This is a genomic window from Alcaligenes sp. DN25 (genome assembly GCF_023674485.1).
GTDB classification, from domain to species: Bacteria; Pseudomonadota; Gammaproteobacteria; order Burkholderiales; family Burkholderiaceae_B; genus Alcaligenes; species Alcaligenes phenolicus.
In genome coordinates, this window is sequence record NZ_CP098408.1 from 3,967,667 (window position 1) to 3,993,523 (window position 25,857).

Genomic DNA, 25,857 nt, shown 5'->3' on the forward strand with positions numbered 1-25,857 from the left:
CAGCTTCTTTTTATCGGTTCGGAATTCAGGGCAACGGTTCTCACCAATGCCACTGCATTCACACTCCTTTTTGCAACAACACCATGGTGGAAGACAATTGCGCCGCGGCGTCGTAGTCCTTGAATATGGCCACCACATCCAGGCCATACTCATCCACCAAAACCTGCTTCATCTCCTTTTTGAAGGCCTTGATCAGATACAGATCCGCCAGATCAGCAATATGTGTATTTTCACGGCTCAACGTCTGCAAGGCAGGCTGGCGTTTATGAACCGCCAACATGCTGATCCGATCCTCCAGCACATCAATCTTCAGCGTCACGACACCTGATGCAAAAATACTGCTGTTGATGCGGTTGTAGTCCCGGGTCAGTGCCTGCTTGAATTCGCCTAAAGAAGAAAAGCCTGCCATCCCCATTGCCTACCCCCAACATGCTTGAATTATTGTCGTTTTCAGTGTGCAGCAAGCGCCTCCTGCGCTGTCTTGCCAAGCTGATGGCGGCGATACGCCAACCCAGCGACGGCAATATCTTCAATCGCCACACCCACTGATTTATACACGCAAATTCCCTGTGCGTCGTAGCCTTGTCCCCGGTCTAATTGCAACCAATCGCTTAACTCGCACAACTTGTCCGAAACGCCGCAATCGGACGCGGCCAGAATCAGGTCCCCCGCCTCCGCAAGAGTCTGCTCACCCCACTCCACCACAATCTTGCCTGCCCGCTGCAGGCAGGCATCATCCAATTCCCGCGCTGTTGGCAAACTGGAGCCAACGGCGGCGACAAAGCAGCCTGGCTTCAGGCTGCGTCCATCAAACAGGGGGGCGCGACTGCGGCTGGCCGTGACCAGAATATCCGCCTGTGCGGCGATCTCTTCCGCTCGGGCGGCTCGCACAGGCACACCACACTCCAGCTCCAGCTGGTGGCAGCGCTTCTCATCGACATTCGGGCTCCACACCAGCACACGTTGCAAATCAAAGGTCTGGCAAAACTGCAGGGCATGCGCCATCCCCTGGGCACCCAGACCCAGCACTCCCAAGGTTTGCGAATGGGGATTGGCGCCACGCTGTGCTGCCAGTACCGAGCAGGCTGCAGTACGCCACTGCGTGATGGCGCCAGCATCCAAGGTGGCCAAAGCCTGTCCGCTCAGTGCATCAAACAGCACAATGACAAAATTGAATGCGCCATGCACGGTCGTATAAATCTTGGCACCCGCCACTTGCTGGCCTGGGATGACCGCGCCCAAGGTCGACAAACGGGTATCGCCCACCTGCGTGCGTACACGACGCTGCTGGGCCGCCTGGCCCTGCCCAAACTCGATGAAAGCCTGCTCCAGCACCTCCTGTACGGCAGGCGCATCAAGCAGCTCGTGTAGTTGCTGATCGGTCAAATGCAGCATGGCCGCTCCTTTTACCAGCTCACCGTAACATCACCACGAACAAAGGTCTGGCACGCCATACGAAAACCCTCTGCCAGATCCTGCTCGGACAAATGCTTGTGTTCCTTGGCCTTGACCTCATCCGTATTGCTCAGCCCTTCCGTAATTCGGCATTTGCAGGTGCCGCAGATCCCGCCCCCGCACTTGAACGGGATGCCACCGCGCTCACGGATGGAAACCCGCAGCAAGTTACTGTTCTCGGCGGCAGACACCACCAAATCATTATTCGACGCAAATGTAATCTGAACCATATTCTGCTACCTCAGGATTGCTGCTGTGCCGGGGTCTGTGCCCCTGCCTGGTGTCCGTCAAGCTCACACTGACGCAATTCGGCTTGTATGCTGCCAAAGTGCGTCAATCCGGCCAGTTCTTCATAAGCCTGTTCGACTGTTGCAAACTTTTCCATTTGCCGGGTAGGGATGTCATTGACCGTGCCATTTGGCGTCTCTTCCACAATGCGAACGCGCGAACCTTCCTGAATACGCGCAATGACAAACACCGCCTTGAAACGACCCTGAAAATGGTATTCATAGGCCGCCACCATCTCCACGCCCACGCCCGGTTCCGTGCGGTATTCCCCTGGCTTGCTGGTCAGCACCACATACATCACTGCACCTCCTGTGTTTCAGCTTGCTCCAGAACGATGTCCTGATTAATCCATAGCTGACAGGCCAGCCGCCAGCCCTGATCCAGTCGCTCGCCCAATTGTTTTTTCTCTTTCCAGTTGGCCGCTGGCAAATGCTCGCCCCCCTCCAGAACACGGCAGGCACACTTAGCGCACTTGCCCATGCCACAACCGTAGGTCAAATGCGGAAAGGGAAATTGCTTGATACCCGCCCGGACCACCAGATTGGTGTTCTCCTGCACCTCACCCACATGCGTCTGGCCGTTTTTATGAAAAGTAATGGTTGGCATGAAACCTCCTGCTGGCTGCCGATAATGCGACCGGATTGCGAGCCCTGACCGCCTGAAAAAACCAAGAACGGTATACCAAGATAAAAACCGCAACCTTCAAGCAACAGTTTTTCTTGTTTTTAGACACAAATATCCGTCAATTTGAGTAGAAACCCCTATTGCGGTATACTTAATTCAATTCAAACCCATTAACGAGATCATCATGAAAACCCCCGTCGAACTTCGCTATCTGCAGCGTCCCGTCGGCGAGCAGTTGCTGCCACACTTGGCCCAGCGCAAGCATCTGCGCCGTCGTATCCCGCTCATCAATCTGCCTTCGCTGACTGAACTGTTTGGCGGCCGCAAGAAGCGCGACCCCGAAGCCGGTCAGGACCAACTCCCACACCGAGCCTAGACAAGAGAAGGCTCTGCCGAGCTGGGATCAGACTGAAAGTTGAAGGCGTCGGCATACATGAACTGCTCATTGGCGCCATGCTCCTTGAACAAACCACGGGCCTGCTCAATCATCACGGGCGAGCCACACAAGTAAATGGCATGCTCTGACAGGTCAGGTTCATCCCGGCACACCTGTTGCTGCACATAGCCGCGCGCGCCTTGCCAACTCTCGTCAGCATGGGAGAGCACAGGGACAAAACGGAACTCGCACAAGCGCTCAGCCCAAGATTCAATCTCCTGGGCCAGATACAGGTCTTCGGGCCGATTCATTCCCCAATACAGGCTGACAGGCGGGCAATCATCCTTGTCCAGCAAGGACTCCAGAATCGCCTTGATGGGGGCAATGCCAGTTCCGGTTGCCACCATGACCATGGGTCGCCAGTCGCGCTCACGCCAATAGAACACGCCCAAGGGCAGTTCCAGCAGCAGCTCGTCGCCGGCTTTCAGGGTCGGCAAACATACCTGGGTGAAACGCCCACCCTCCACTTCCCGCACATGCAATTCAATGCGCCCCTGTGCGGCATCGGCATTGGCCATGGAAAAACTGCGTGCATGCCCGTCCTCGAACAAGATGTTCAGATACTGACCTGGACGGAACGACACTTGCACGTCCTGCGGCAACTGTAAAATCAGACGCCAGATCCCCTGACATGCCCTTTCCACGCTGTGAACCTGCGCCCGGACTTGCCGGGTTTCAGGCAAGTCATCTCGATGTGCGGCCAGACTGATCTCAATATCGGCATCGAGCCGTGCCTGGCAGGCGGCGGCATGGCCCTGCTCGTGTTCCTCATCAGCAATGCTCATGGGCAGGCAGTCATCCTCATAACAAACCTTCCCACGGGTGACCTGAATGCGGCAGGTCCCGCAGCCACCAAACTCGCAGTCGCTATAAATGCGCACGCCTTGGCGCTGGGCGGCCTGCAAGATGGTCTCTTGCGGTTCTACCCAAAACTGCTCGCCGGTTTCCTTGATATCGACACGATGGGCCATGACCCGTCCTCCTGATGCCACTATTTCTTGATGTCCGCCTGAACCAGCACGTCCAGACCCTCTGCCTTCAAGGCCTCGGCCAAGGCCTGCAAGCCAGCAACACCGGCTGCCGTATCCTGCTCGCCGTTACCACCGCTCAGGCCTATGCCACCAATGACTTCGCCGTTGACCACGATGGGGTAGCCGCCTACAAAAGCAGCAAAGCGACCTTCAAAGCTCAACTGAATCCCGAAGGCTTCGTTACCCGGCAAGGCGGGGCCATTAGGCGGCGTGGTGAACAAATGGGTGGAGCGCTTGTGGCCTGCAGCGGTAAACGCCTTGTTCCAGGCAATCTGGGCGCCGGTAATACGTGCCCCATCCATGCGCTCCATCACGATGGGGTAGCCCCCTTCGTCAACCACGCAAACGGTCTCCAGCACGCCAATCTCCTTGGATTTGGCAATCGCCGCGTCCACCATCAAGCGCGCTTCGCGCTGTTCGAGACGTAGGATCTTTTTCATATGTCTTCTCAGTATTTCGGGTTAATAAAATTCAGATACCGCGATACACGGTCTTGATCTGGGTATAGAACTCCAGGCCCGCCCGGCCCGACTCGCGGAAGGTGGAGGTGCTGGACTGTTTCAGTCCACCAAAGGGAGCATTGATCAAGTTGCCGGTTGTGGTGCGATTGATCTTGACTGTCCCGGCTTCAATGTCGTTGGCAAAGCGATGCGCATAGTCGGCACTGCGCGTCACAATGGCGGCCGACAAGCCGTATTCGGTGTCATTGGCCATGGCCAGCGCCTGCTCGTAGGAATCGATTTCCAGCAAGGCAATCACCGGGCCAAAAATCTCTTCGCGGGCAATACGCATCTGCTGGGTCACGTCTGTGAACAAAGCCGGACGCATGAACAGGCCCCGTGCGTAGTCACCTTCGGTCAAACGTTCGCCGCCCAGTAAATGGGTGGCTTCCTGCTTGCCGATGGCCACATATTCCAGAATGCTTTCCAGTTGGCTTTCGGTGGCAATCGGGCCCAGATCGGGGTTGCCATTCAAACCATTACCCACGGTCAAAGCGCTGACTTTCTCTACCAGGCGCCGCGTGAATTCTTCTTTGACCTGACGATGCACCAGCACGCGGCTGGTTCCTGTGCAGGCCTGGCCGCTCAAGGAGAATCCGCCTTGAACCACCAGTTTGACGGCCAGATCCAGATCGGCGTCTTCCATGACAATCAAGGGATTTTTGCCACCCAGCTCCATTTGAGTCCGGGTGCTCATGCGTGCCTGACGACAAATGTCTTCACCCGCCTGGGTCGAACCAGTAAACGAAATAGCGCGTACCTGAGGAGATTGCACCAGCGTGGGCCCCACTTCACTGGCCCTGCCATGCACCAGATTCAGCACACCCGCCGGAATCCCGGCTTGCGCAAAGGCTTCGCACAGGTAATAGCCCGTCAAAGGTGTGTCGGATGAAGGCTTGAACACGACGGTATTACCGGTGATCAAGGCGGGGGCAATTTTGCGTGCCGGGATGGAGATAGGGAAATTCCAGGGCGCAATCACGGACACCACGCCCAATGGTTCACGCTGGGTGTACACCAGTTGCTGCGCATCATCCTGGGGGAAGGTCTCGCCGGTATAGGTCTGGCCTTCAACCGCATAAAAACGCAAGGTCTGGGCCGAGCGCCCGACTTCCATCTTGCTTTGCGCCAGCGTTTTGCCCTCTTCTCGCGTCAGGCCCTGAGCGATACGGTCCACATTGGCATCAAGCCAGGCTGCCGCCGCATTCAGCACACGAGCTCGAGCGGAGATAGGCGTGGCTCGCCATCCTGCAAAGGCAGCCTGAGCAGCTGCAACAGCCGCCTTTGCGTCCTCAGCCGTGGACAATGGGAAAGCCCCCACTACATCATCACGATCGGCCGGATTCAGATTGGGCTGCGTACGCCCGCTCTGGCTGGGCAGCCACTGCCCATCAATGTAATTGTCGAAAACGACGTCCTTGAGATTGTCCACCGCTGTACTTCCTTGTTTCTAGGTCGGCGGGCAGCCCATCTGCCCGCTCGGCTGTCTGGCTCAGGCTGCTTCCAGCTGAAGTTCTTGCAGGCTGATTTCGTCTTTGACGTAATCGTTGTACAAGGAGGTGGTATACAGTAGACGCATCTCGGCGCCAATTTCGCAGATGCGCAGGCAACGCTGTTGCAGCTCTACGGTATTGGCGTGCTCAAGAACGATCTGGTAGCCGCGCTCGCCATGAATCTCGTCGGACACGATATGCAGATCGAAAAACTCCACTTCTTCATCGGTGAAGCCGTATTTTTCACGCAGGGTCGGTGTCTGCTTGCGGTAAATGGAGGGCACCTGAGACTCCAGACCCACGACTAGCCCTGCAACGGCAACAACGGGGTCTTCACGCATGGCAATGGCGTAACACCAGGCCTGCAAGGCGCGGGTGGTGGCATTCATATTGTCAGGATCTTCGATCCGAGCCCGTGTCGTGCCACACGCTTCGCCAAAGCGGATCAACAGGTCTGTGTGACGGTCGCCCCCAATTTCCTCTTCATACATATTGGCCAGCAAGAAGTCTTTGGCTTCTACGTATTCGGCGGGGGTGCGGGCATACAGATAGCCCAGGTAGTCAGCAAAAGGGCCGACATAGTGGTAATGGTTTTCAGCCCAGCGAGCCAGATGCTCACGGCTTAATTTGCCGCTGGCCCAGGCAATGCTGAAAGGGGAAGTATTGGCACTTTTCCCTTTAATGGCGGTTTCCAATGCGGTGCGAAATTCATCGCGATTCAGCAGTTTTTCCATGACTGTTTCCTTGTTGAAAGACGTCGCCCTGACAGCAGCCGACGAAAGATGAGGTTTGGATTATTTAAGTATATTGTATACCGTCTACTATTTTAGAAAGTAGGGAATAACCCTGCCCGATTATCAATCCAGCGCCACGCACCCATCTTTGCGTGGGTCAGAAACAGCCTGCAAACGACCGTCCACCAAGCGCTCGACGGCCTGAGCGCCGCCAAAATCGCTGCGACCAGCCAGCTCGCCTACGCCTTTATCGGGTGACACATACCCGTATTCACGCAGGAAGGCCGCCCGGCTTGCATCAAAGCCGTCTTCCAGGGCCAGCCGCCCAGCCCCCTCCAAACGCCAGCGCGGTGCAAACAAGGCTTTCTCCAAAGGCCAGCCATCACGCAGAACACGAGTCCATATCTGTATCTGGCCTTGGGGTTGCATCAAACCACCCACCACACCCAACCCCATATGGAACTGACCCGACTTCAAGGCCAAAGACGGAACAACCGTGTGATAAGGGCGTTTTCCCGGCCCAGGGCCATTCACATGCCCAGGCTCGGAGAAACCGAAACCCCGGTTTTGCAGCACAAATCCACAGCCGGGCACGGCATACGCAGAGCCGAATCGTTTAAAAATGCTGGACATGAACGTCACCGCCAACCCGTCTGCATCGACCACAACCGTGCAAACCGTATTGCCTGCCGGATCACACACGACCCGTGAAGCCTGAACCATCGCCGCTTCGGTCGCCTTGACCAGTTCCAGCTCCGCCGCATCCTGGTCAACAGGGCGTTTCCAGGCGCGTTGCACGGCGTCCAGGACTGCCACCCCATGCGTGTTGGGGGGACATTCATAAAGACTGAACTCTCCCAGCGATGCGCTGACAGGCTCGCAAAAAAACCCTTTATGGAGGCGAAAGTCCTCAGCCCTCAACAGCCCCTGTACCTGCTCCATTGCCTGCTCTGCTTGCTGCGCGGGACGCCCCAGATAGAAAGCATCGGGGCCTTGCGTGGCGATGTCCTGCAAGACAGCTGCCAGTTCAGGGTTCAGGTATTGCTCCCCCGCCCTGGGCGGCTTGCCCGCCCTATAAAGGGCGGCACACACGGGATCGCGGTGCAGTACAAAATCAAAGATTTGCCATTCACGCGCCGCCACCGGCGCTACCGCAAAACCTTCCCGCGCTGCCTGAATGGCAGGCTGAAACAAGCAGGCCCAGTCCAGACGGCCATAGCGCTGGTGCATATCCCACCACCCTCGCACCAGGCCAGGCGTGGTAATGGACAACACATGACGCTCCGGAATCCGTCCCCCAGGCAAAGCCTGAACATGCTCAGCCTTCAACAGCAGGGGCGCCGCTCCGCTGCCGTTATAAGCCACTGGCATACTGTCGGGCGATGCAATCATGGCCAACAGATCGCCACCAATGCCTGTCGCCATAGGTTCGACAACCCCCATGACAGCATCGGCAGCAATAGCCGCATCCACTGCACTACCCTTGAGTTCCAGCATGGCCTGCGCGGCCCGCACCGCCAAGGGGTGCCCGGCAGCAACGGCCCAATGTTTCCCCAAGCCCTGCTTTTCACCGGCGCGATAGGCTGTCGTACTCATATCGCTCATCCGAACACCAGCACAGCGCAAATTGTTGACAGGGCCATCCCCGCCAGCACAGGAACCGTCAGGGCTCGCACCAGATCCAGCACATGCACTCGGGCAAAGCCCGCCACGGCAATCAATGAAGACCAGGCAATCAAAGTGCCACCGCCAGTCCAGATAGCACCGATCTGTCCTACCGCAGCCAAGGTTTCAACCTCCAGCCCGGATACCGGGCTCAAGGCCGAGGCCAGGGTTCCTGTCAATGGCAGGCCCGAGAAGCCCGAGCCATCAATGCCCGAGATCATGCCTACCAACAGAACACCAAAAGCCACCAGAAAATGATTGTCCGGAATCAGATGCTGCCCCGCCGAGATCAGCTCGAACAGCAGACTGGGTGTTTGTTCCAGTGGGGTGCCCAAAATGGCAGACGTTGCTTCACTGGCGCCCAGGAAGAAGAAACCGGCGATGGGCAGCACCGAACCCATGGCGCGAAAGGCGAATACAAAACCATCGGTCATATGATCCGGGCAGGTGTCCAGCATGCGACGCGGCCCTTCTGCCATACAGGTGGCAATCATCATCAACACAAAGGCCACGCCCCCTACCAAACCGGCGGCGTCGCCACCCCGCAGGACAGGCAAGGACGGGATAAAGCGGGGCAACAGCATGATGCCAATCACCGCCAGAAACGCCAGTGGCGTAATCCAGGCCAGAATGCGCGAATAGCGCTCTTCCTTGGGGCTCAGGCCGGGATGCACCGTGTGTTCATTACCCGCCGTGCCACGAGCAATCTCGGCCTTGTCATACGTCCCTTGGGATTCCACTTCATCCAGGGTGCTATCCGGCGCCTGGCGCATCCAGGCATCCAGCAAACGGCTATCTGCCGGTTTGAAATAGCGGCGCATCAGCAAAAATGTCAACGTCAACGCAACGCCACCGGTAATCCAGGAAAGCACCAGCGCACGATCCGCCAGCACGGCAACATCGGCTCCGACACCGGCTGCCTTGGCGCTGATGCCAGGAGCAACGCCAATGATGTAGTCGGACGACAGCGCCATGCCCTGCCCACAGATGGCGATAGCCATCGCCCCGACCAGGGGAGGCAAGCCAGCCGCAATCGCCGCCGGCAGCAAAATGGCCGACACCAGAGGTACAGCGGGTGTAGGCCAGAAGAACAGGGAAATAAAGTAGGTAGCCGCCGCAATCATCAGAAAGGACGAGGCACTATTGACCATGACCTTGCGGAAGGGGGCCACCATCTTCACATCGGCCTCCAGCCTCTTTAACGAGTTCAGCAGGGCAGTCATGAACGTGATTACCAGGAAAATATTGAACAGTTCCTGGGCCGCCACAAAGCTGGCTGAAAAAATACTGATGAAGCCTTGGATAGGGCTGCCAGTCATGGCGGTGACGACCGCCAAGGTGCCAATCACCGATGGCACCACCACATTGGCCCGGAAAATCATCGTAATGATGATGACCAGAACGCTGATCAAATAAGCCCAGTGCGCCGCACTGAGCACCACGTCGCTTTGCATGTATCCCCCTTCCTTCTCTTTTTTCTGAATATCGAGCACATCTGAAACGGTATACTATCTTCAATTGTGATTTCGAATCAGAAAAAACTATCAAAAACTGGGGAAAACTCTAAGAGTTTTATGCTTGAAACACTTAGATTGAATACCTTATACAAATGAAGAGGAAACTATGGCGGCTTTGATTGATCTGGTGGACCCGCTCTCCTGGCTGCTCATGGCTTTGCTGGTTGTGTTGGCCGCCTTTTTGCAAGGCGTTGGCGGAGTTGGGTTTGCAATGCTGGTCGCGCCGATTGCCGCCTTGATATTTCCGCAGTTGGTTCCAGGCCCTCTACTGGCCTTGGGTGGCAGCGTCTCTTTGCTGGCGGCCTTGCGAGAGCGTCAACATATCGTGCCCGATGTGGTTGTCTGTGCACTGGGTGGCCGTGCCACCGGATCGATCATTGCCATACTGGCCATGACACAACTACCCATAGAGGCGGTGAATCTGGGTTTTGCCCTGGCCATTCTGGCCGCAGTCGCACTGAGTGCCTGGGGCTTGCGCATCCTGCCTTCCAAACGAAACATGATCCTGGCGGGCATTGCCTCGGGCATCATGGGAACCCTGACCTCGGTAGGCGCTCCCGCTCTGGCAATTGCCATGCAAAACCTGGCTCCTGCACAGCTACGCGCCTCATTGGGTCTTATTCTGTTTTTAGGGGCAAGCCTGTCCTTGATCCTGCTTGTGGTGGCTGGCCTGTTCTCCTGGCAACAGGCAATGCTCAGCATTGTGCTCTACCCCTTCATGCTGCTGGGCTTCGCCTTATCAGGACGATGGCGTCATAAAGTCAGCATGCCGCTAATGCGTAGACTGCTATTGGGGATTTGTTCGCTAAGCGCCGTGGTCTTGATCGCCCGCAGCGTGTGATGAGGATGCTTAGGCCGCAAACTGTATACCATATTCAGAAAAATGCGCTCACACCGTATAATCGTGGCTGGCCCTTTTGCCCAATTGCACAGGTCGCACCATGAATATCCCCAGTTTCAGCCTTCCCAACACCCTTTCCGGCGCGGAAAGCCGTCGCTTGGGCGATCAACATGCGTCATTGTTTGCGGTTATCCGTGACCAATTGCGCGAGCGCATCTTGAGCGGAGAATTTCATCCGGGGGATCGCCTTGTAGAAGGTAAATTGGCTAGCGAACTGGGCGTCTCGCGTATTCCGGTACGGGAAGCCCTGCGCGAGCTGGCCTCAGAAGGTCTGGTCACGATCGAACCACGACGTGGGGCCTCAGTGGCTATCCTGTCGACCGAGATTGCCTACAACATGGCTGAAGTGCGCGCCACGCTCGAAGGATTGAATGCAAAACTGGCCGCCCAACGCCGGGACCCAGCCAATATCGAAAAGCTGCAAACCATTCTGAGCCAGGGCCATGAAGCCATGGATGCCGGCAATCTGGATTTGCTCAAATCCCTGAACCGCCAGTTTCATGAAACCCTGGCCACCATGTCGGGCAATATTGTTCTGACCGAGCTCATGCGCTCCCTGCGTGACCGCACCGCCCTGTTATTTGCGCCCAGCAATTTGCAGCGCATCCGCCAAAACTGGGAAGATCACTCCCAGATCCTCAATGCGGTTGTGGCCGGTAATGGTGATCTGGCCAACCTGCTGGCCACCCAACACGTGCACAATGCAGCCAAAGCCTATCAGGACGCCCAGAACGGCGAGAAAACCTGATCAGGCCGGGCGGCCTGCTCTCAAGGCCGCCTCAAATACCCTCCAGACCGATGCCAGACGCCGCTGGTATTTGTGCGCACCACCAAACAGAAGCTCGCTTTGCAGACTGTCGATCAAGGCCATGTACGTCATGGCCAGGGTCTCCACGCTCAAACCTGTTTCCGATTTGGCCAAAGCGGACTGTGCCAAGGCTTGATGGATGATGCGTTCCAGATCGTCCATGAACACATGCATGGGCTGCATCACCACATCGTACAAATGCACAGGCGGCGCAAACAAGGTGCGAATCCAGAAACGCACTTGATGTGATTGCTCAAAGCGCTCCTGTATCCCTTCCAGGTACGCTCGCAACTGCTCCTTGATGTCATCGCCTCCCTGCAGAACTTGACGGGCGTGGTTCAGCTCATCGTCCACAATCTTCGGAATCAGGTTCAGAAACAGCTCGTCCTTGTTGCGGAAATGGGCGTAAACCGAGGGCTTCTTGATGCCGACATCAGCGGCAATCTCGTTCATGGTGGTGGCATCGAAGCCCTGAACAGCAAAGCGCGCCAACGCGGCATCCTGCAGTTTTTCAGTCGTGGTTTTGCTCACAGTCCAACAGCTCTCAGTCAAAGGCCAATGATCAGGGCCGCTTTCGCGGCCCGCAGCAACTGCCTATTTTACAACCCCCAGCTCACTGACTGATCGGGTCACCGTGCGGCAACGGCCAGCCAGAACATACAGAACAATAGCCAACAGACCGCAGCCACCAATTGCCACAGGCAAAACCTGCGGCCCAGGCATGGCCAGACTGACGATATAGCCCACCACCGCCGAAATCAGGTAATGGAACATGCCCATCAAGGCTGCAGCCGTCCCAGCCTGTGGGCCAGCCACATCCATGGTCAAGGCCGTCACGTTGCCAAACACCATGCCTAAAGAGCCCACCGAAACAGCAATCAAGGCGGCATACAGAATCAGGCCCGCGACATCAGCTTGCACCACCACATACAGGAGCAGAGCCGAGGCCGTATGGACAATCAGTCCCAAAGCCAGCACCCGAGAGGTGGGCATCCCGGCCTTCAACAAATAATTGCTGACGACCCCACCCAGAACCAGCGCCACCGAGTTACCGGCAAACACATAGCTGAATACGGCCGGCGACAAGGAAAAATGCTGCGTGAACACAAAAGCCGAGCCGCTGATGTAGACAAACAAGGCAGCCAGTGCGAAACCACCGGAGCCGGTATATGCCATGAAAGCCTTGTTACCCAGCTCGCGACCGTAGGCGCGAACAATATGACCGGGGTTCAAAGGCACACGCTGGCTCACGGGCAGCGAATCCGGTATGGCTTTAAGTCCCCAGAGCAGCCCCATCGTCCCTAATGCCGCCAGCATCCAGAAAATGGCACGCCAGTCTGCATGGCTCAACAGGTAGGCACCCAGAATGGGGGCCACAATCGGTGCAATCATCATCACCTGCATCAGCAGGGAAAAGATGCTTGCCGACTCTTTTACATCGCACAAGTCCGCCACAATGGCACGCGGTGTGACCAAGCCCGCTGCGGCGCCTAACGCCTGGATAAAACGCGCCGCCAACAAGGCTTCAACCGATGTGGCCAAAGCGCCAAAAACCGAGCCCACCACAAAAATAACCACGCCCAGCAGCAAGGGCACTCGACGCCCGAAGCGATCCAGCAAAGGGCCGTAAATACCTTGGCCCAAGGCCAGGCCTGCCAGAAACACCGACAAGGTTTGCTGAATCCGGCCGGGGGAAGCCCCCAGCTCCTGCGCAATGGCAGGCATGCCCGGCAAATACATATCAATGGCCATGGCATCCAATGCCGTCAACAAGGCCAGCAACAAGATCAAGGGCCAGGCCAGGCTTCTGGCACGTGACAGCTCGCTCATGTCACACCCTCTACACTGCGGAAGGACAGAAATTCAAACACGCTCACACCCCCGTATATAGCGACGTCAATCAAAGCTACCTACCGATAGGTAGGAAAGCCGCTACTGTACTCCTTTTCAGAATTCAGGCAGAAAAAAACCCCGGAAAATACCGGGGTTTTGGTGGGCACCTGCGCAAATTACTTAGATATCCAGCAGATCGCCCATGTCGTCGGCGTGCTCTTCTTCCACCGCCATGATTTCAACCAGCATCTGGCGAGTGGTCGGGTCGGTGTCGCCAATGCGCTCGATCATCTGACGATAGGACTCGATGGCAATACGCTCGGCAATCAGGTTGGCGCGAATCATGGATTTGATATCGTCGCTATCGTCGTACTCTGCATGGCTACGCTGGACCAGATTGGCCGGGTTGAAATCCGGCTCGCCGTTCAATTGCACAATACGTTCGGCAATGCGGTCGGCATGCTCGGCTTCTTGCTGGGCATGTTCCAGAAACTCGGCTTTGATAGGCTCATTGTTCAAGCCGGTAGCGGTGAAGTAGTGGCGCTTGTAGCGCATCACACAGACCAGCTCGGTGGCCAGGGCCTCATTGAGCATCTGAATGATTTCTTCACGATTACCCTTGTAGCCGGATGCCACCGCCCCGTCGTCCACAAACTTCTTGGCAGCTGCACGGATAGCGGCAACATCGATTGGACCTTGGCTTGCTTGGACTGCTTTCTGCTTACTCATTGCATTCCTCCGTATTGATTCCCACCGCGAAAGTGCGGCGCTGTATCGCGCAACAACCGGAAACGAACACACTGACCTCATAACCAACAAGAGCTTGTCCAAGGACAAGCGCTTTACCTAAACCTGGGCTTGAAGTCTGCACGCTGCTTGTGGTTGAGACCGGTCGTGCAAGAAACTGAACAAAGTGGATAGGTGTTGTCATGGTAGCGATTGCTCCTTGGCTTGGAAAGCGCAAAACCGCGGCTACCAGTAGCAAACAGACCGGCCTTTCAAGGCCAGAAAACCACAAACCAGGCCGTCTGAAAACAGTTCAACCTCACACGGCATGCGGGCTTGGCACGAAATTTTTTACTGGTTTTCCCCAAGATAAAGAGCCGCGTTCTTGTTCAAGCAGAGATACAAGACCAAACACTTGGATACAGAATCCGGCCTCCGTTCAGACGGCAGCAGGCAGAACCGGGGTCAGCGCTCATACCTCACTGCTTCTTTTTGTATTCATTCAATTCAATTAATATGAAACGGCCGTTACTTTAAAATCAAGAATATGACTTCAATGAGCTGGCTGTTACTGACCTATAAAGTCCCCCCTGAACCTAGTGCAAAACGGCTGGCCTTATGGCGGCGCCTGAAAGCGCTGGGTGCGGTGTATCTGCAAAACGGGGTATGTGTCCTGCCCAAAACCGACGAGCATGTGCGCCGTCTGAAGGTGCTGGAAAACGACATCACGACCATGGAAGGTGAATGCGTCTTGCTGGAGACCATTGCTCTGGACAAGGCACAAGAGGACAAAGTCATCGCCCGTTTTACGGACGACCGCAACGAGCAGTACCAGGAACTGCTGGGCCGTTGCAAAGACTTCGAGGCCGAAATCGACAAGGAAATTTCGATTCAGAAATTCACCTACGCCGAACTGGACGAAGAAGAAACCGATCTGAAGAAGCTGGAAAACTGGTACGAGAAAATCCAGAAACTGGATTTTTATGGCGCCCCCCTGGCACAGCTTGCTCAAGAGCGCCTGCAAGAGTGCAAGGCACGGCTGGATGCGTATGCCCAAATGGTCTATGACGCTCATGAAGAAAACCGCTAATCCCGCGCTTACCCCGACGGCCGACGCCTCCCGTGCCAAAATCCACCGCAGCGTCTGGGCACTGGGCTTTGTGTCCATGTTCATGGATATTTCCTCGGAGCTGATCCACGCCCTGCTGCCCATTTATATGGTCACCGTCATGGGTACATCGGTACTGGCGGTCGGTTTTATTGAAGGCATTGCCGAGGCCACCGCCTCCATCATGAAGGTGTTTTCCGGAGCGGTCAGCGACCGTTTTGGAAAGCGCAAACTGCTGGCAGTAATTGGCTATGGCCTGGCCGCCCTGACCAAACCCATTTTTCCACTGGCGAACTCGCTGGACTGGCTGGTCGGTGCCCGCTTTGTAGACCGCATCGGCAAAGGCATACGCGGTGCGCCGCGTGATGCTTTGGTCGCCGATGTCACCCCGCCGGAAATGCGAGGTGCCGCCTACGGCTTGCGTCAGACCCTGGATACCATTGGTGCTTTTGTTGGCCCCTTGCTGGCTATCGGCCTGATGTGGTGGACCGCCAACAACTACCAGCTGATCTTCTGGATCGCCGTGCTGCCTGCTTTTATAGCCATCGCTATCCTGGTGTTCTTTGTGCGCGAACCCAAACTGCCCGCCAACACCCGCCCCCGCAAATTGCCTCTGAATCGGGAAGACCTCGGCCGCTTGGGTTCCCGCTACTGGTGGGTTGTCGCTATCGGTCTGGCCTTTACCCTGGCCCGTTTCAGTGAAGCCTTCCTGATCCTGCGGGGTGAAGCCAGCGGTTTGCCGCCCATGTGGGCTCCTGCGGTCCTGGTCGTCATGGGCGTGGCCTTTTCTCTGTCTGCCTACCCTGCAGGTGTGCTGTCGGATCGCATGCGCAAGACTGATCTGCTCTTGATCGGCGTAGCTCTTCTCATTGCAGCCGATCTGGTACTGGCCTTCGTTCCAGGTCTGCTTGGCCTGGGCCTGGGCGTTGCCTTGTGGGGCCTGCATATGGGCTTTACCCAAGGCCTGTTCAACGTCTTGATCGCTGACAGCGCCCCTGCCGAACTGCGCGGCACCGCCTTTGGCATGTTCCACCTGCTAACCGGTATCGCTCTGCTGCTGGCCAGCGTCATTGCCGGCGTGCTCTGGGACACCATAGGTTTCCAAGGCACCTTTGCCGCTGGTGCAATCTTTGCGGTTTTAACTGGCCTAGGTTTGATTAGCTTGCGACGTTCCGCTCAAGGAGCGTTTTGAATAAAAAAGGCCGACTTCATGTCGGCCTTTTTTCATTTCATCATTCCGCGACGGCGGCGATGCATTCAATTTCCAGCAGGAACAAGGGGTTCCCCATATCCGCCGCAATCGTGGTGCGGGCCGGGTATTCGCCGTCCTTGAAGTAAGTACGATAGATCTCGTTCATGCGGGCAAAGTCACCGGCGTTCTTCAGAATCACATTGGCTTTGACGATATGGTCCAGGCTGGAGCCTGCTTCTTCCAGCAGGGCTTTCACATTGGCCATGACCTGGTGCATCTGTGCGTCGAAGTCGTTTTCAGCGATCTGGCGATCATCAAAAAAACCTGGCTGGCCCGACACAAACACAAAGCCATTGGATCGCACAGCAGGCGACAAGGGGGCACGAGGGGGAGTCACTTTGTCGGAACGGATAATTTCTTTGATCATATTCATCTCCTGATTAGTAGCTTGAGCTCTCTGGGCTCTTTCGTATTCGTTAAGGGTTTACTGCACGCTGGCGCCGGAGGCTTTTACCACTTTGGCGGCCATTTCCATTTCAGACTTCAGATACTCGGCAAACTCGGCCGACGTCGTACCCGCAGGTTCCAGTCCTTGGGCCAATAAGCGTTCACGAATTTCGGGCAGGTTCACAATACGGACAAATTCAGCACTCAGCTTCTCCACAATCGATGCTGGGGTACCAGAAGGCACTATCACGCCATACCAGGAGTTGGAGTTCATATTGTCCACGCCTGCTCCTTTGAAAGTAGGCACTTCGGGGATAGATTCCAGACGAGTATCGTTCGCCAAAGCAATTGCACGCAGCTTGCCGGATTTCACGTGGGGCAAAACATCAGGCGTGTTGGCAAACATCATGTCTACATGACCCCCCAGCAAATCGTTCAAAGCTGGGGCCTGGCCTTTGTACGGAATATGCAGCACATCAATCTTGGCTTCCGCTTTCAAGCGTTCAATCGCGATATGCGGTGATGTACCTGCACCAAAGGACGCAAAGGACAGCTCGCCCGGTTTGGATTTCGCTGTCGCAATGACATCCGCCAGGCTCTTGACCGGCACATCCGGGTTCGCCACCAGCAGGTGCGGCGTGTAGGCCACCCAGCTAACCGGCGTAAAGTCCTTCACCGAGTCGTAACGCAGGTTGTCGTACAGGCTGGGATTGATGGCAAAACTGTTTGCCACCATCCCCAGGGTGTAGCCATCCGGCGCGGCGCGGGCCACGATTTCCGTACCAATCACCGTACCGGCACCGGGCTTGTTGTCGATGATGACGGGCTGTTTGAAGTCATCCGACATTTTCTGCGCCAGACTGCGGGTCAGGTTATCCAGCGTGCCGCCCGCCGGGAACGGAACAATGATGGTGATGGGTTTGGTGGGATATTCCTGTGCCGACACAAGCGAGGGCACAGCCGTTAAAGCGCTTAATACAGCCACGCCTGACAGGATTAATTTAAAGCGCATAGTCGTCAACCTTACTCAATAGTAGTGACCAGCTCGCCTATAGCGGGGATACGAGCTTTGATGACATCGCCTGGTTCCAAAGAGCGTGGAGGCTGCATGGCAAAGCCAACCCCGGAGGGCGTGCCTGTTGCAATAATGTCCCCAGGCTCCAAGGTCATGCCCGCCGACAACTGGGCGATGATGTTGGACACATCGAACAACATGTCCGACGTATTGGCCGATTGGCGTAGCTCGCCATTCACTTCCAATTCAAGATCCAGCGCGTTGGGGTCGGCAATGGAGGTCTTCAATGCCACTACCGGCCCAATCGGGCAGGTGCCGTCCAGTGACTTGCCCTTGAACCACTGACCATGCAGCGCTTGCAGATCACGCGCCGTAATATCGTTGATCACCGTGTAGCCAAAGACATAATCCAACGCGTCTTCAACTGGAATGTCCCGGCCTTCCTTGCCGATCACAATGCCCAGCTCCACTTCATAATCCAGCATCTTTGTGTGAGCCGCATGGCGGCTGACCAGGGCCTGATGCCCCACCACCGTGGTTGGCGGTTTGCTGAAGAACTCCAGGGCTTTGGGGAAGTCATCCGCCGCACGACCACGTGCCAGATTGCCTTCCACGATATGGGCGCGGTAATTGCGCCCCACACAGAAAATGTTTTTGGCCGGATTCGGGACAGGAGCCAGAAAGCACAGATCTGAAGCAGCATGGACGGGAGCCTTGGCCTGGCTTGCCTGCTCCATCAAAAGCTGCAGGCTGATCAGGATCTCATCGCCCATAAAAATAGCGTCGATGACTTCAGTGGGAGCCTGCCGAGCACGTAAAGGATGCTCGTACATCCCCCAGGCCTGTGTCAGATCCACCACCCGATCATCGTCCAGCATGCCGCCCAAATGCGTTTCCCCTGCGGCTACAAAGGTCAGTAACTTCATGACAGCAAACCTTCTTATCGGATGTTGTTGGAACTGTTCAAGGTTTGCGTCAGCAGCCCTTGAACGTGCTCGCGCGCCAGACGATCTGCCAGCGCTGCGTCCCGTTTTTCAATCGCGTCGATCATGGCCAGGTGCTCGGCCAAAGACTCGTGCGCACGTTTCAGGCGCTCGATGGTTTTGGTCTTGAGCATGTCGCGGTGCCCAAAGGACTTCCATACCTTCTCCAGCAAGCTATTTGCAGCCAGACGCATGATGGCCGCGTGGAATTCCACATTGGCTGCCGCATATTCGCTGACACGCTCTTCCACATTGTCTTGATTGAAGGGCGCAAACAGCGCCCGCAAGGCATCCACATCCCGCTGCGAGGCATTCAAGGCGGCTTCACGCGCCGCAAAGGCTTCCAGTTCAATGCGCAGCTTCAGCCATTCGATGTAGTCCTGCTTGGTCAAGGGTGAGAGCAAGGCACCGCGCCGAGGCTCCATGGTCAAAATGCCTTCCTGCCCCAGACGCAGCAGTGCTTCGCGCACCGGCGTGCGGCTGACATTGAGCATCTTGGCCAGTTCTTCTTCCCGAACCCGCACGGGCTCATCAATGTTTTTCACCAGGCCAAGAACGTGAGCACGCACCGACTCATAGACCCCATCGCTGTGACTTGCTGTTTTGATCGTGGTCATTGCTTTCCTATTTTGCATTCATTTTTTATAGATTGTATACAAGATTGAATATCGGTACACATTAGTGTTTGTACGAACGAAAAAAAACCCGGCAAGCACGATGCTTGCCGGGGTTTTTGAACTTCAGTCCCCCTAAGGGCTAAGCCTTAGAACGGAATATCGTCATCCATATCGGCCAGATTGTCCGACATAGGAGCGTTATTACGTGGGGCCTGTTGTTGCTGCTGTTGTTGAGGCGCTGGACGCTGAGCCCGTTGCGGCGCAGGTGCACCACCGCCGCCACCGTATTCGCCACCACCCATGCTGCCGCCGCCCATATCACCACCATCACGGCCGCCCAGCATTTGCATTTGCTCGGCGATGATTTCCGTGGTGAAACGCTCCTGACCGTCCTGGCCTGTCCATTTACGGGTGCGCAGACGACCTTCTACGTAGACGGGACGGCCTTTGCGCAGGTACTCACCTGCAATTTCAGCCAGACGGTTGTAGAACACCACACGGTGCCATTCGGTTTCCTCACGGCGTTCGCCAGAGGTACGGTCTTTCCACTGCGAAGTCGTGGCAATGGAAATATTGCAGATGGCCGAGCCTTCTGCGCTGTAGCGTACTTCTGGGTCGCGGCCAAGATTGCCCACCAGAATGACTTTATTTACCGATGCCATGAAAAAATCCTGTAGTCAAAAATTCTAAATCAAGCCGTATTATCGTGGATTCGTGCCTTAATTAACACTCCCTCCCCGCTCCGGGAAGGGCAGTTTTATCCATGCCATCGATCCTGTTACGGCACCTTGAACGGCGTATATGGCTAAGCACCTGATGGTGTCACCTGTTCCGCCCAGCTCTTGATTCTTGCGGCCAATCCAGCCACTTTACTTGTTGCTGCCTGCCACGTCTTTGCACAAGCGTAACAGGCAATGCCTTTTAATATTTGTCTTTGAAACCACGCGCTGTCAGCAACCAGAGCAAAGCCAGAGCAGCTCCGGTCCACAAGACCCATTGGGTGAGCCCTCGCCCTGCCAGGATGCCGCCGATCAGGCCGCCGGCAAACACGCCCAGGGACTGGGAGGTGTTGTAAAAACCCAGCGCCAATCCTTTGTATTCTGGTGGCGCCACACGCGACACCAAGGAAGGCTGCAAGGCTTCCAGCACATTAAAGCCGATGAAGAAAAACGTCAGCGCGGCCACCATGGGAACCAGCGAATCGCGCGCCCATGGCATCACGGCCAGCACCACAATCAGCAGCAACACAGACAGTTCCAGCGCATGCTTGTGACGCTTGCGGGTCTCTGTCCAGAACACCGCAGGAACCATCAGCACAAAAGAAACCAGAATAACGGGCAGGTACACCTTCCACAAATCCTGAGTACCGTAGCCACCCAAGGTCGCCAGAATGCCCGGTACGACGATGAACAGGGACATCAGGATAAAGTGCAGACAGAACACGCCAAAGTTCAGGCGCAGCAAGTCCAAATGACGCAACACCTGTCCGGCGGTAACCTGCACAATCGAGGCTGGTGCTTTAGGCGCGCTGGGCACGACAAAAGCGGCAATCAACAAGCAGACAAAGCCCAGCAAACTGATGGCCCAGAACAGTCCCGACAAACCAAATTGCCCCACCAGCACTGGCGAGAGCACCAGCGAGACAGCAAAAGACAGCCCAATGGAGCCACCCACCATCGCCATGGCACGTGTGCGCACTTCGGGACGGGTGGAGTCGGCAACCCAGGCGGAAATGGCTGCTGAAACTGCCCCCAGACCTTGAATACAGCGGCCTACCGTCACCCAGTCAATATTCTGGGCCAGCGCGGAGATCACCCCACCGATCACGAACAAGGCCATGCCGATGACGATAATCGGTCGGCGTCCGAAGCGATCCGATGCCATCCCCAAGGGGATCTGCAAGACAGCCTGCGTCAGACCATAGGCCCCCAATGCCAGACCCACACGGGCGGCATCGTTGCCGCCGGGCAAGGAGTGCGCGGCCACTGCAAAGACCGGGGTCAGCAAAAACAGACCCAGCATTCGACAGGCAAACAACAGGGCAAGCAGGATGCTGGCCTTGCGCTCTTGCTGAGTCAGACTCAGGCGCGCTGGGCGCGATCCGGCCGTATTCATGGTTTGGTGTGTACTCATTTAATACTCTGTCACAACTGGGCTAGCAGAGAGCCCGGATACCCGTTCACATAAATTCTGACGCAACGCGCTATAGTAGCAAGTTGCCTTTTGACAAGCCTAAATAAAGCGATGGAAGCCATCCGCATTCGTGGTGCCCGTACCCACAACCTGAAAAATGTCTCCGTAGACCTGCCACGCCACCAGTTGGTCGTGCTGACGGGGCTGTCCGGTTCTGGAAAATCCTCTCTAGCCTTCGACACTTTGTATGCCGAAGGCCAGCGGCGCTATGTGGAAAGCCTGTCCGCTTATGCACGTCAGTTCTTGCAACTGATGGACAAGCCAGATGTGGACTTGATCGAAGGTTTGTCGCCTGCCATTGCCATCGAGCAAAAGGCAGCAGGCCATAACCCGCGTTCCACCGTGGGGACCACTACCGAAATCCACGATTATTTGCGCCTATTGTACGCGCGGGTCGGGACTCCTTACTGCCCGGAACACCACTTGGCCTTGCAGGCTCATAGCGTGAGCCAGATGGTAGACCAGATTCTGCAATGGGAACCTGAAACCCGTATTGCTGTGCTGGCACCCATGCACCGTGGCCTGGTTGGTGACCTGCAGCTTGAACTGCGCGGCCTGCAAGCCCAAGGCTTTGTACGGGTACGCGTCGATGGCGAGATCTCCAGCATTGAAGATCTGCCCGCACTCAATGCCCAACAGGCACACGACCTGGACCTGGTCATAGACCGTCTGCGCATTCGGCCCGATAGCCAGCAGCGTCTGGCAGAAAGCCTGGAAACCGCCCTGTCCACCAGCAATGGCCGTTGTCTGGTGGTCAATCTGGACAATGGAGTGGAGCAGCCCTATTCCAGCCACTACGCCTGCCCAGTCTGTGACTACTCCCTGCCCGAGCTGGAGCCACGCCTGTTCAGCTTCAACAATCCGGCAGGTGCCTGCCCGGACTGTAGTGGCTTGGGGCAAGTAGATGTATTTGATCCTGAACGCGTGGTGGCCTTCCCGGAACTGAGTCTGGCGGGCGGTGCCATTGCGGGCTGGGACCGACGCAATGCCTTTACCTACACCTTGCTGACCAGTCTGGCGGCTCATTATCACTTTGATATAGAGGCTCCCTTCGAGTCTCTACCCGAAGAACTGCGCCGCACCGTGCTGTATGGCTCCGGCGCGGAGGAAATTCCCTTTCTCTATTTGAATGAGAAGGGCCGCACCACGGTAAAAACGCACCCATTTGAAGGGGTGATTCCGAATCTGCAGCGTCGCTGGGCGGAAACCGATTCCAGCGCCGTGCGCGAGGAACTGAACAAGCTGCGTCGCACCCAGACCTGCCCGGCCTGCCATGGCGCACGTCTGCGTCTGGAGGCGCGTCACGTCCGCATTGGGGACGATCCAGTTCCCAACCATGCGGGGTGCAAGCATCATGCAGGCACCGCGCCTGCCAACTCGGCAACCCTCAATGTCGACCAGCTGTCTGACAATGCCGCACAATGCACGCAGACTCACTCCGCAGCGCAAGGACAAGCCAAAGGACTGGCCATTTATGAAGTCGAAGCCCTGGCCCTGTCCGACTGCCTGGCCTGGTTCGAGCGCCTGTCGCTGACGGGTGCGAAAAAAGAAATTGCCGACCGCATCGTGCGTGAAATCCGCCTGCGGCTGGAGTTTTTGAACAATGTGGGTCTGAACTACCTGTCTCTGGACCGCAGCGCCGACACCATTTCCGGTGGCGAGGCCCAGCGCATTCGTCTGGCCAGCCAGATCGGTTCCGGTCTGACCGGCGTGATGTACGTGCTGGACGAGCCTTCCATTGGCCTGCACCAGCGCGATAACGACAAGCTGATCCAGACCTTGCAGCACCTGCGGGACCTGGGCAATAGCGTGATCGTGGTCGAGCACGACGAGGACATGATACGCACCGCCGACTATGTCATCGACATGGGCCCCGGCGCAGGTGAGCATGGTGGTCAAATTACCGCTCAAGGCTCGCCCGCAGAGCTGGCCCAGAACCCCGACTCTCTGACCGGTCAGTACCTGTCTGGCAAGCGTCAGATTGCCGTGCCCAAACGACGTCCTGTTGATGACAGCCTGAACTGGCTGCGTCTGTATGGTGCCAGCGGCAATAACCTGAAGTCCGTTGATCTGGCGATTCCAGCTGGACGACTGGTCTGCATTACCGGCGTGTCCGGTTCGGGCAAATCCACGCTGATCAACGACACGCTGGCAACCGCCTTCTCGCATTTGCTGCACCGTGCCCACGCCGAACCGGCGCCCTACGATCGTATGGAAGGGCTGGAGCATTTCGACAAGATCATCAACGTCGATCAAACCCCGATTGGTCGTACCCCACGCAGTAATCCAGCCACCTACACGGGCATGTTCACGGCCATTCGTGAGCTGTTCGCCAGCGTGCCCGAGGCGCGTTTGCGTGGCTACGACCCAGGCCGCTTCTCCTTTAACGTTAAAGGCGGCCGCTGCGAGGCCTGCCAGGGCGATGGCGTGGTCAAGGTAGAGATGCACTTCCTGCCGGACGTCTATGTGCCTTGTGATGTCTGCCAGGGCCGTCGCTACAACCGTGAAACGCTGGACATTCGCTACCGAGGCCGCAATATCAGCGAAGTGCTGGACCTGACGGTTGAGCAGGCGCTGGAATACTTTGATGCGGTGCCAGCGGTCGCGCGTAAATTGACTACCTTGATTGATGTGGGCTTGTCCTACATCCGCCTGGGTCAAAGCGCGACTACCCTGTCTGGTGGTGAGGCGCAGCGGGTGAAATTGTCACTGGAGCTGTCCAAGCGCAGTACCGGTCAAACCTTATATGTGCTGGACGAGCCCACAACCGGCCTGCACTTCCAGGACATTGCTGTCTTGCTGGAAGTGCTGGACAAACTGGTTGAGTCGGGCAATAGCGTGGTCGTAATTGAGCACAATCTGGATGTGATCAAAACGGCAGACTGGATTGTGGACATGGGACCGGAAGGTGGCCAGGGCGGTGGGCAGATTGTGGTGCAAGGCACCCCGGAGACTGTTGCCGCTTGCGAGCAAAGCCATACCGGGCGCTATCTGAAGCCTTTATTGCAGCGCTAAAGGCTGTCTCTCTTAAAAGACCACGCTGTTCAGGCCTCGAGCACCAAAACATGGTTTTTTGGCGCTTTATCAATGAAGAAGAGCTCCTGAACAGCACACGGCTACTGGCCAATAGCAGGTCGCGTAACTCCACCACAGGCTGCAAGAGCTACATCTTGAAGATAGCGTCGTGCTCGCGAATGGCATGGCGGTCCGTCATGCCAGCGATGTAATCAGCAATGGCACGGGCCTGAGCAATCGGGTCTTCACGGCGATGCTCCGCCGCCAGCAAACGAGGATCGTCCAGAAAAGCGTGGAACAGTTCACGCACAATATTCTGCGCCTTGCTCATCATGCGCACCACCTTGTAGTGGCGATACAGATTCGCGTGCAAGAAGCGTTTTAGCTCATCAGCCTGCGCCCGCATCTCTGGCGAGAATCCGGCCAAACGGGGCAAATGACGAATCGCATCCACGCTGTCCGGGCGATGCTCTTCCAGCTTGGCGCGCGTGGTTTCCGTTAAATCCACCACTAGCGTGTTGATCATGCCGCGGATAATCTCCGCCACCAAACGTTGACCGCTCAAGCCCGGATATTGGGCTTGTACATGCTCGTAATGACTGTTGAACAGGCGCAGTTCCAGCAATTGTTCCAAGCGGATCAGGCCGGAGCGCAAACCGTCATCAATATCGTGATTGTTGTAAGCAATTTCATCGGCCAGATTGGCCATTTGAGCTTCCAGCGACGGTTGGGTACGATCAATAAAGCGCTGGCCGACCTCGCCCAATTCACGGGCGTGCTTCAGCGAACAATGCTTCAAAATCCCCTCGCGGGTTTCAAAACACAGGTTCAGGCCATTGAAGGCGGCATAGCGCTCTTCCAGCTCGTCCACCACCCGCAGACTTTGCAGATTGTGCTCAAAGCCCCCGGCCTCGGGACGCAGGCTTTGCATGCAGCTATTCAAGGTGTCCTGACCTGCATGGCCAAAAGGAGTGTGGCCCAGATCATGGGCCAGGGAGATCGCTTCGATAAGGTCTTCGTGCAAACCCAGATTGCGGGCAATGGCCCGCGCCAGCTGGGCCACTTCCAGACTATGCGTCAATCGTGTTCGGAATAAATCACCTTCGTGGTTAATGAAAACCTGGGTTTTGTATTCCAACAAGCGAAAGGCATTGCAGTGAATGATCCGGTCGCGGTCCCGCTGAAAGGCGTTACGGCCTTGGGGCGCTGCCTCTGCATAACGCCGACCGCGGGACTGTTCAGGGTGACAGGCATAAGCGGCAAGCATTTGCATAGG

At 56.5% G+C, this 25,857-nt stretch carries 27 protein-coding genes; 6 read left to right on the top strand and 21 right to left on the bottom strand.

Features of this window, described 5'->3' with window-relative positions; genetic code table 11:
* Positions 1–58: 58 nt before the first annotated feature.
* The 5 genes from NBV64_RS18275 to NBV64_RS18295 are packed head-to-tail and all read right to left on the bottom strand — an operon-like array spanning position 59 to position 2,349.
* A complete protein-coding gene (locus NBV64_RS18275) occupies positions 59–409 on the bottom strand; it encodes a hypothetical protein (protein WP_009457380.1) in 351 nt (116 codons plus the stop codon).
* Between the two features lie 41 nt (positions 410–450).
* Complete coding sequence (locus NBV64_RS18280; RefSeq protein WP_250756301.1) at positions 451–1,395, bottom strand: ornithine cyclodeaminase family protein; 945 nt, start codon at positions 1,393–1,395, stop codon at positions 451–453.
* Positions 1,396–1,406: 11 nt separating this feature from the next.
* Entirely contained in the window at positions 1,407–1,685 is a 279-nt protein-coding gene (locus tag NBV64_RS18285) for a 2Fe-2S iron-sulfur cluster-binding protein (protein ID WP_009457378.1), read from the bottom strand.
* An 11-nt stretch (positions 1,686–1,696) separates the two neighbouring features.
* Complete coding sequence (locus NBV64_RS18290) at positions 1,697–2,041, bottom strand: hypothetical protein (protein WP_009457377.1); 345 nt, start codon at positions 2,039–2,041, stop codon at positions 1,697–1,699.
* Complete coding sequence (locus NBV64_RS18295; RefSeq protein ID WP_009457376.1) at positions 2,041–2,349, bottom strand: 2Fe-2S iron-sulfur cluster-binding protein; 309 nt, start codon at positions 2,347–2,349, stop codon at positions 2,041–2,043. The genes NBV64_RS18290 and NBV64_RS18295 overlap by 1 nt, the downstream gene beginning before the upstream one ends.
* Before the next feature lie 202 nt (positions 2,350–2,551).
* Between NBV64_RS18295 and NBV64_RS18300 the strand changes: the two genes are divergently transcribed.
* Positions 2,552–2,743 carry a hypothetical protein gene (locus tag NBV64_RS18300; RefSeq protein WP_009457375.1) on the top strand — a complete coding sequence of 64 codons (192 nt, stop codon included), beginning with the start codon at positions 2,552–2,554 and terminating at the stop codon, positions 2,741–2,743.
* Here the strand turns inward: NBV64_RS18300 and NBV64_RS18305 are convergent.
* The 6 genes from NBV64_RS18305 to NBV64_RS18330 all read right to left on the bottom strand — a co-directional run bounded on the left by NBV64_RS18305 (position 2,740) and on the right by NBV64_RS18330 (position 9,680).
* Positions 2,740–3,774: a 2Fe-2S iron-sulfur cluster-binding protein gene (locus NBV64_RS18305; protein ID WP_009457374.1), complete on the bottom strand. Its 1,035-nt coding sequence runs from the start codon at positions 3,772–3,774 to the stop codon at positions 2,740–2,742. The genes NBV64_RS18300 and NBV64_RS18305 overlap by 4 nt on opposite strands.
* Positions 3,775–3,794: 20 nt before the next feature.
* A complete protein-coding gene (locus NBV64_RS18310; protein ID WP_022983673.1) occupies positions 3,795–4,274 on the bottom strand; it encodes a GlcG/HbpS family heme-binding protein in 480 nt (159 codons plus the stop codon).
* Between the two features lie 31 nt (positions 4,275–4,305).
* Positions 4,306–5,766 (bottom strand): aldehyde dehydrogenase family protein, encoded by a 1,461-nt coding sequence (locus NBV64_RS18315; protein ID WP_060185515.1) that lies wholly within the window; start codon positions 5,764–5,766, stop codon positions 4,306–4,308.
* A 60-nt stretch (positions 5,767–5,826) separates the two neighbouring features.
* Positions 5,827–6,561: an iron-containing redox enzyme family protein gene (locus NBV64_RS18320; protein WP_022983674.1), complete on the bottom strand. Its 735-nt coding sequence runs from the start codon at positions 6,559–6,561 to the stop codon at positions 5,827–5,829.
* A gap of 123 nt (positions 6,562–6,684) precedes the next feature.
* Positions 6,685–8,157: a gamma-glutamyltransferase family protein gene (locus tag NBV64_RS18325; RefSeq protein WP_250756302.1), complete on the bottom strand. Its 1,473-nt coding sequence runs from the start codon at positions 8,155–8,157 to the stop codon at positions 6,685–6,687.
* A gap of 5 nt (positions 8,158–8,162) precedes the next feature.
* Positions 8,163–9,680, bottom strand: coding sequence for a hypothetical protein (locus NBV64_RS18330; RefSeq protein ID WP_009461936.1), 1,518 nt, complete (start codon positions 9,678–9,680; stop codon positions 8,163–8,165).
* Positions 9,681–9,849: 169 nt separating this feature from the next.
* Here NBV64_RS18330 and NBV64_RS18335 point away from each other — a divergent pair, with 169 nt between their 5' ends.
* On the top strand, positions 9,850–10,584 hold the full coding sequence (locus NBV64_RS18335) for a sulfite exporter TauE/SafE family protein (protein WP_250756303.1): 735 nt from the start codon (positions 9,850–9,852) through the stop codon (positions 10,582–10,584).
* 100 nt (positions 10,585–10,684) lie between these two features.
* The gene (locus NBV64_RS18340) at positions 10,685–11,392 is read left to right on the top strand and encodes a GntR family transcriptional regulator (RefSeq protein ID WP_009461948.1); all 708 of its coding nucleotides are present in this window, start codon (positions 10,685–10,687) and stop codon (positions 11,390–11,392) included.
* Here NBV64_RS18340 and NBV64_RS18345 read toward each other — a convergent pair whose 3' ends face one another.
* The 3 genes from NBV64_RS18345 to NBV64_RS18355 form a co-directional block, all read right to left on the bottom strand.
* Complete coding sequence (locus tag NBV64_RS18345) at positions 11,393–11,983, bottom strand: TetR/AcrR family transcriptional regulator (protein WP_226349680.1); 591 nt, start codon at positions 11,981–11,983, stop codon at positions 11,393–11,395.
* A gap of 63 nt (positions 11,984–12,046) precedes the next feature.
* Positions 12,047–13,282 carry a multidrug effflux MFS transporter gene (locus tag NBV64_RS18350; protein ID WP_009461953.1) on the bottom strand — a complete coding sequence of 412 codons (1,236 nt, stop codon included), beginning with the start codon at positions 13,280–13,282 and terminating at the stop codon, positions 12,047–12,049.
* A 183-nt stretch (positions 13,283–13,465) separates the two neighbouring features.
* The gene (locus NBV64_RS18355; protein WP_009461955.1) at positions 13,466–14,014 is read right to left on the bottom strand and encodes a ferritin-like domain-containing protein; all 549 of its coding nucleotides are present in this window, start codon (positions 14,012–14,014) and stop codon (positions 13,466–13,468) included.
* Between the two features lie 553 nt (positions 14,015–14,567).
* Between NBV64_RS18355 and NBV64_RS18360 the strand changes: the two genes are divergently transcribed.
* Together NBV64_RS18360 and NBV64_RS18365 are read left to right on the top strand one after the other, a co-directional pair.
* On the top strand, positions 14,568–15,101 hold the full coding sequence (locus NBV64_RS18360; RefSeq protein WP_250756304.1) for a Chromate resistance protein ChrB: 534 nt from the start codon (positions 14,568–14,570) through the stop codon (positions 15,099–15,101).
* A complete protein-coding gene (locus NBV64_RS18365; protein ID WP_425541742.1) occupies positions 15,061–16,311 on the top strand; it encodes an MFS transporter in 1,251 nt (416 codons plus the stop codon). The genes NBV64_RS18360 and NBV64_RS18365 overlap by 41 nt, the downstream gene beginning before the upstream one ends.
* A 40-nt stretch (positions 16,312–16,351) precedes the next feature.
* On the opposite strand, the gene NBV64_RS18370 is transcribed toward NBV64_RS18365, so the two are convergent.
* The 6 genes from NBV64_RS18370 to NBV64_RS18395 all read right to left on the bottom strand — a co-directional run bounded on the left by NBV64_RS18370 (position 16,352) and on the right by NBV64_RS18395 (position 21,506).
* Positions 16,352–16,738 (bottom strand): RidA family protein, encoded by a 387-nt coding sequence (locus tag NBV64_RS18370; protein ID WP_009461960.1) that lies wholly within the window; start codon positions 16,736–16,738, stop codon positions 16,352–16,354.
* Positions 16,739–16,795: 57 nt separating this feature from the next.
* Positions 16,796–17,770 carry a Bug family tripartite tricarboxylate transporter substrate binding protein gene (locus tag NBV64_RS18375; protein WP_250756305.1) on the bottom strand — a complete coding sequence of 325 codons (975 nt, stop codon included), beginning with the start codon at positions 17,768–17,770 and terminating at the stop codon, positions 16,796–16,798.
* Positions 17,771–17,781: 11 nt separating this feature from the next.
* Positions 17,782–18,699 carry a fumarylacetoacetate hydrolase family protein gene (locus tag NBV64_RS18380; protein ID WP_250756306.1) on the bottom strand — a complete coding sequence of 306 codons (918 nt, stop codon included), beginning with the start codon at positions 18,697–18,699 and terminating at the stop codon, positions 17,782–17,784.
* A gap of 14 nt (positions 18,700–18,713) precedes the next feature.
* The gene (locus NBV64_RS18385; RefSeq protein WP_009461966.1) at positions 18,714–19,373 is read right to left on the bottom strand and encodes a GntR family transcriptional regulator; all 660 of its coding nucleotides are present in this window, start codon (positions 19,371–19,373) and stop codon (positions 18,714–18,716) included.
* Between the two features lie 146 nt (positions 19,374–19,519).
* Positions 19,520–20,035 (bottom strand): single-stranded DNA-binding protein, encoded by a 516-nt coding sequence (gene ssb, locus NBV64_RS18390; RefSeq protein ID WP_035269622.1) that lies wholly within the window; start codon positions 20,033–20,035, stop codon positions 19,520–19,522.
* 259 nt (positions 20,036–20,294) lie between these two features.
* On the bottom strand, positions 20,295–21,506 hold the full coding sequence (locus NBV64_RS18395; protein ID WP_022983677.1) for an MFS transporter: 1,212 nt from the start codon (positions 21,504–21,506) through the stop codon (positions 20,295–20,297).
* Between the two features lie 111 nt (positions 21,507–21,617).
* On the opposite strand from NBV64_RS18395, the gene uvrA reads away from it, so the two are divergent.
* The gene (gene uvrA, locus NBV64_RS18400) at positions 21,618–24,581 is read left to right on the top strand and encodes an excinuclease ABC subunit UvrA (RefSeq protein WP_250757272.1); all 2,964 of its coding nucleotides are present in this window, start codon (positions 21,618–21,620) and stop codon (positions 24,579–24,581) included.
* 148 nt (positions 24,582–24,729) lie between these two features.
* On the opposite strand, the gene NBV64_RS18405 is transcribed toward uvrA, so the two are convergent.
* A complete protein-coding gene (locus NBV64_RS18405) occupies positions 24,730–25,854 on the bottom strand; it encodes a deoxyguanosinetriphosphate triphosphohydrolase (RefSeq protein ID WP_009461973.1) in 1,125 nt (374 codons plus the stop codon).
* Between the last annotated feature and the right edge of the window lie 3 nt (positions 25,855–25,857).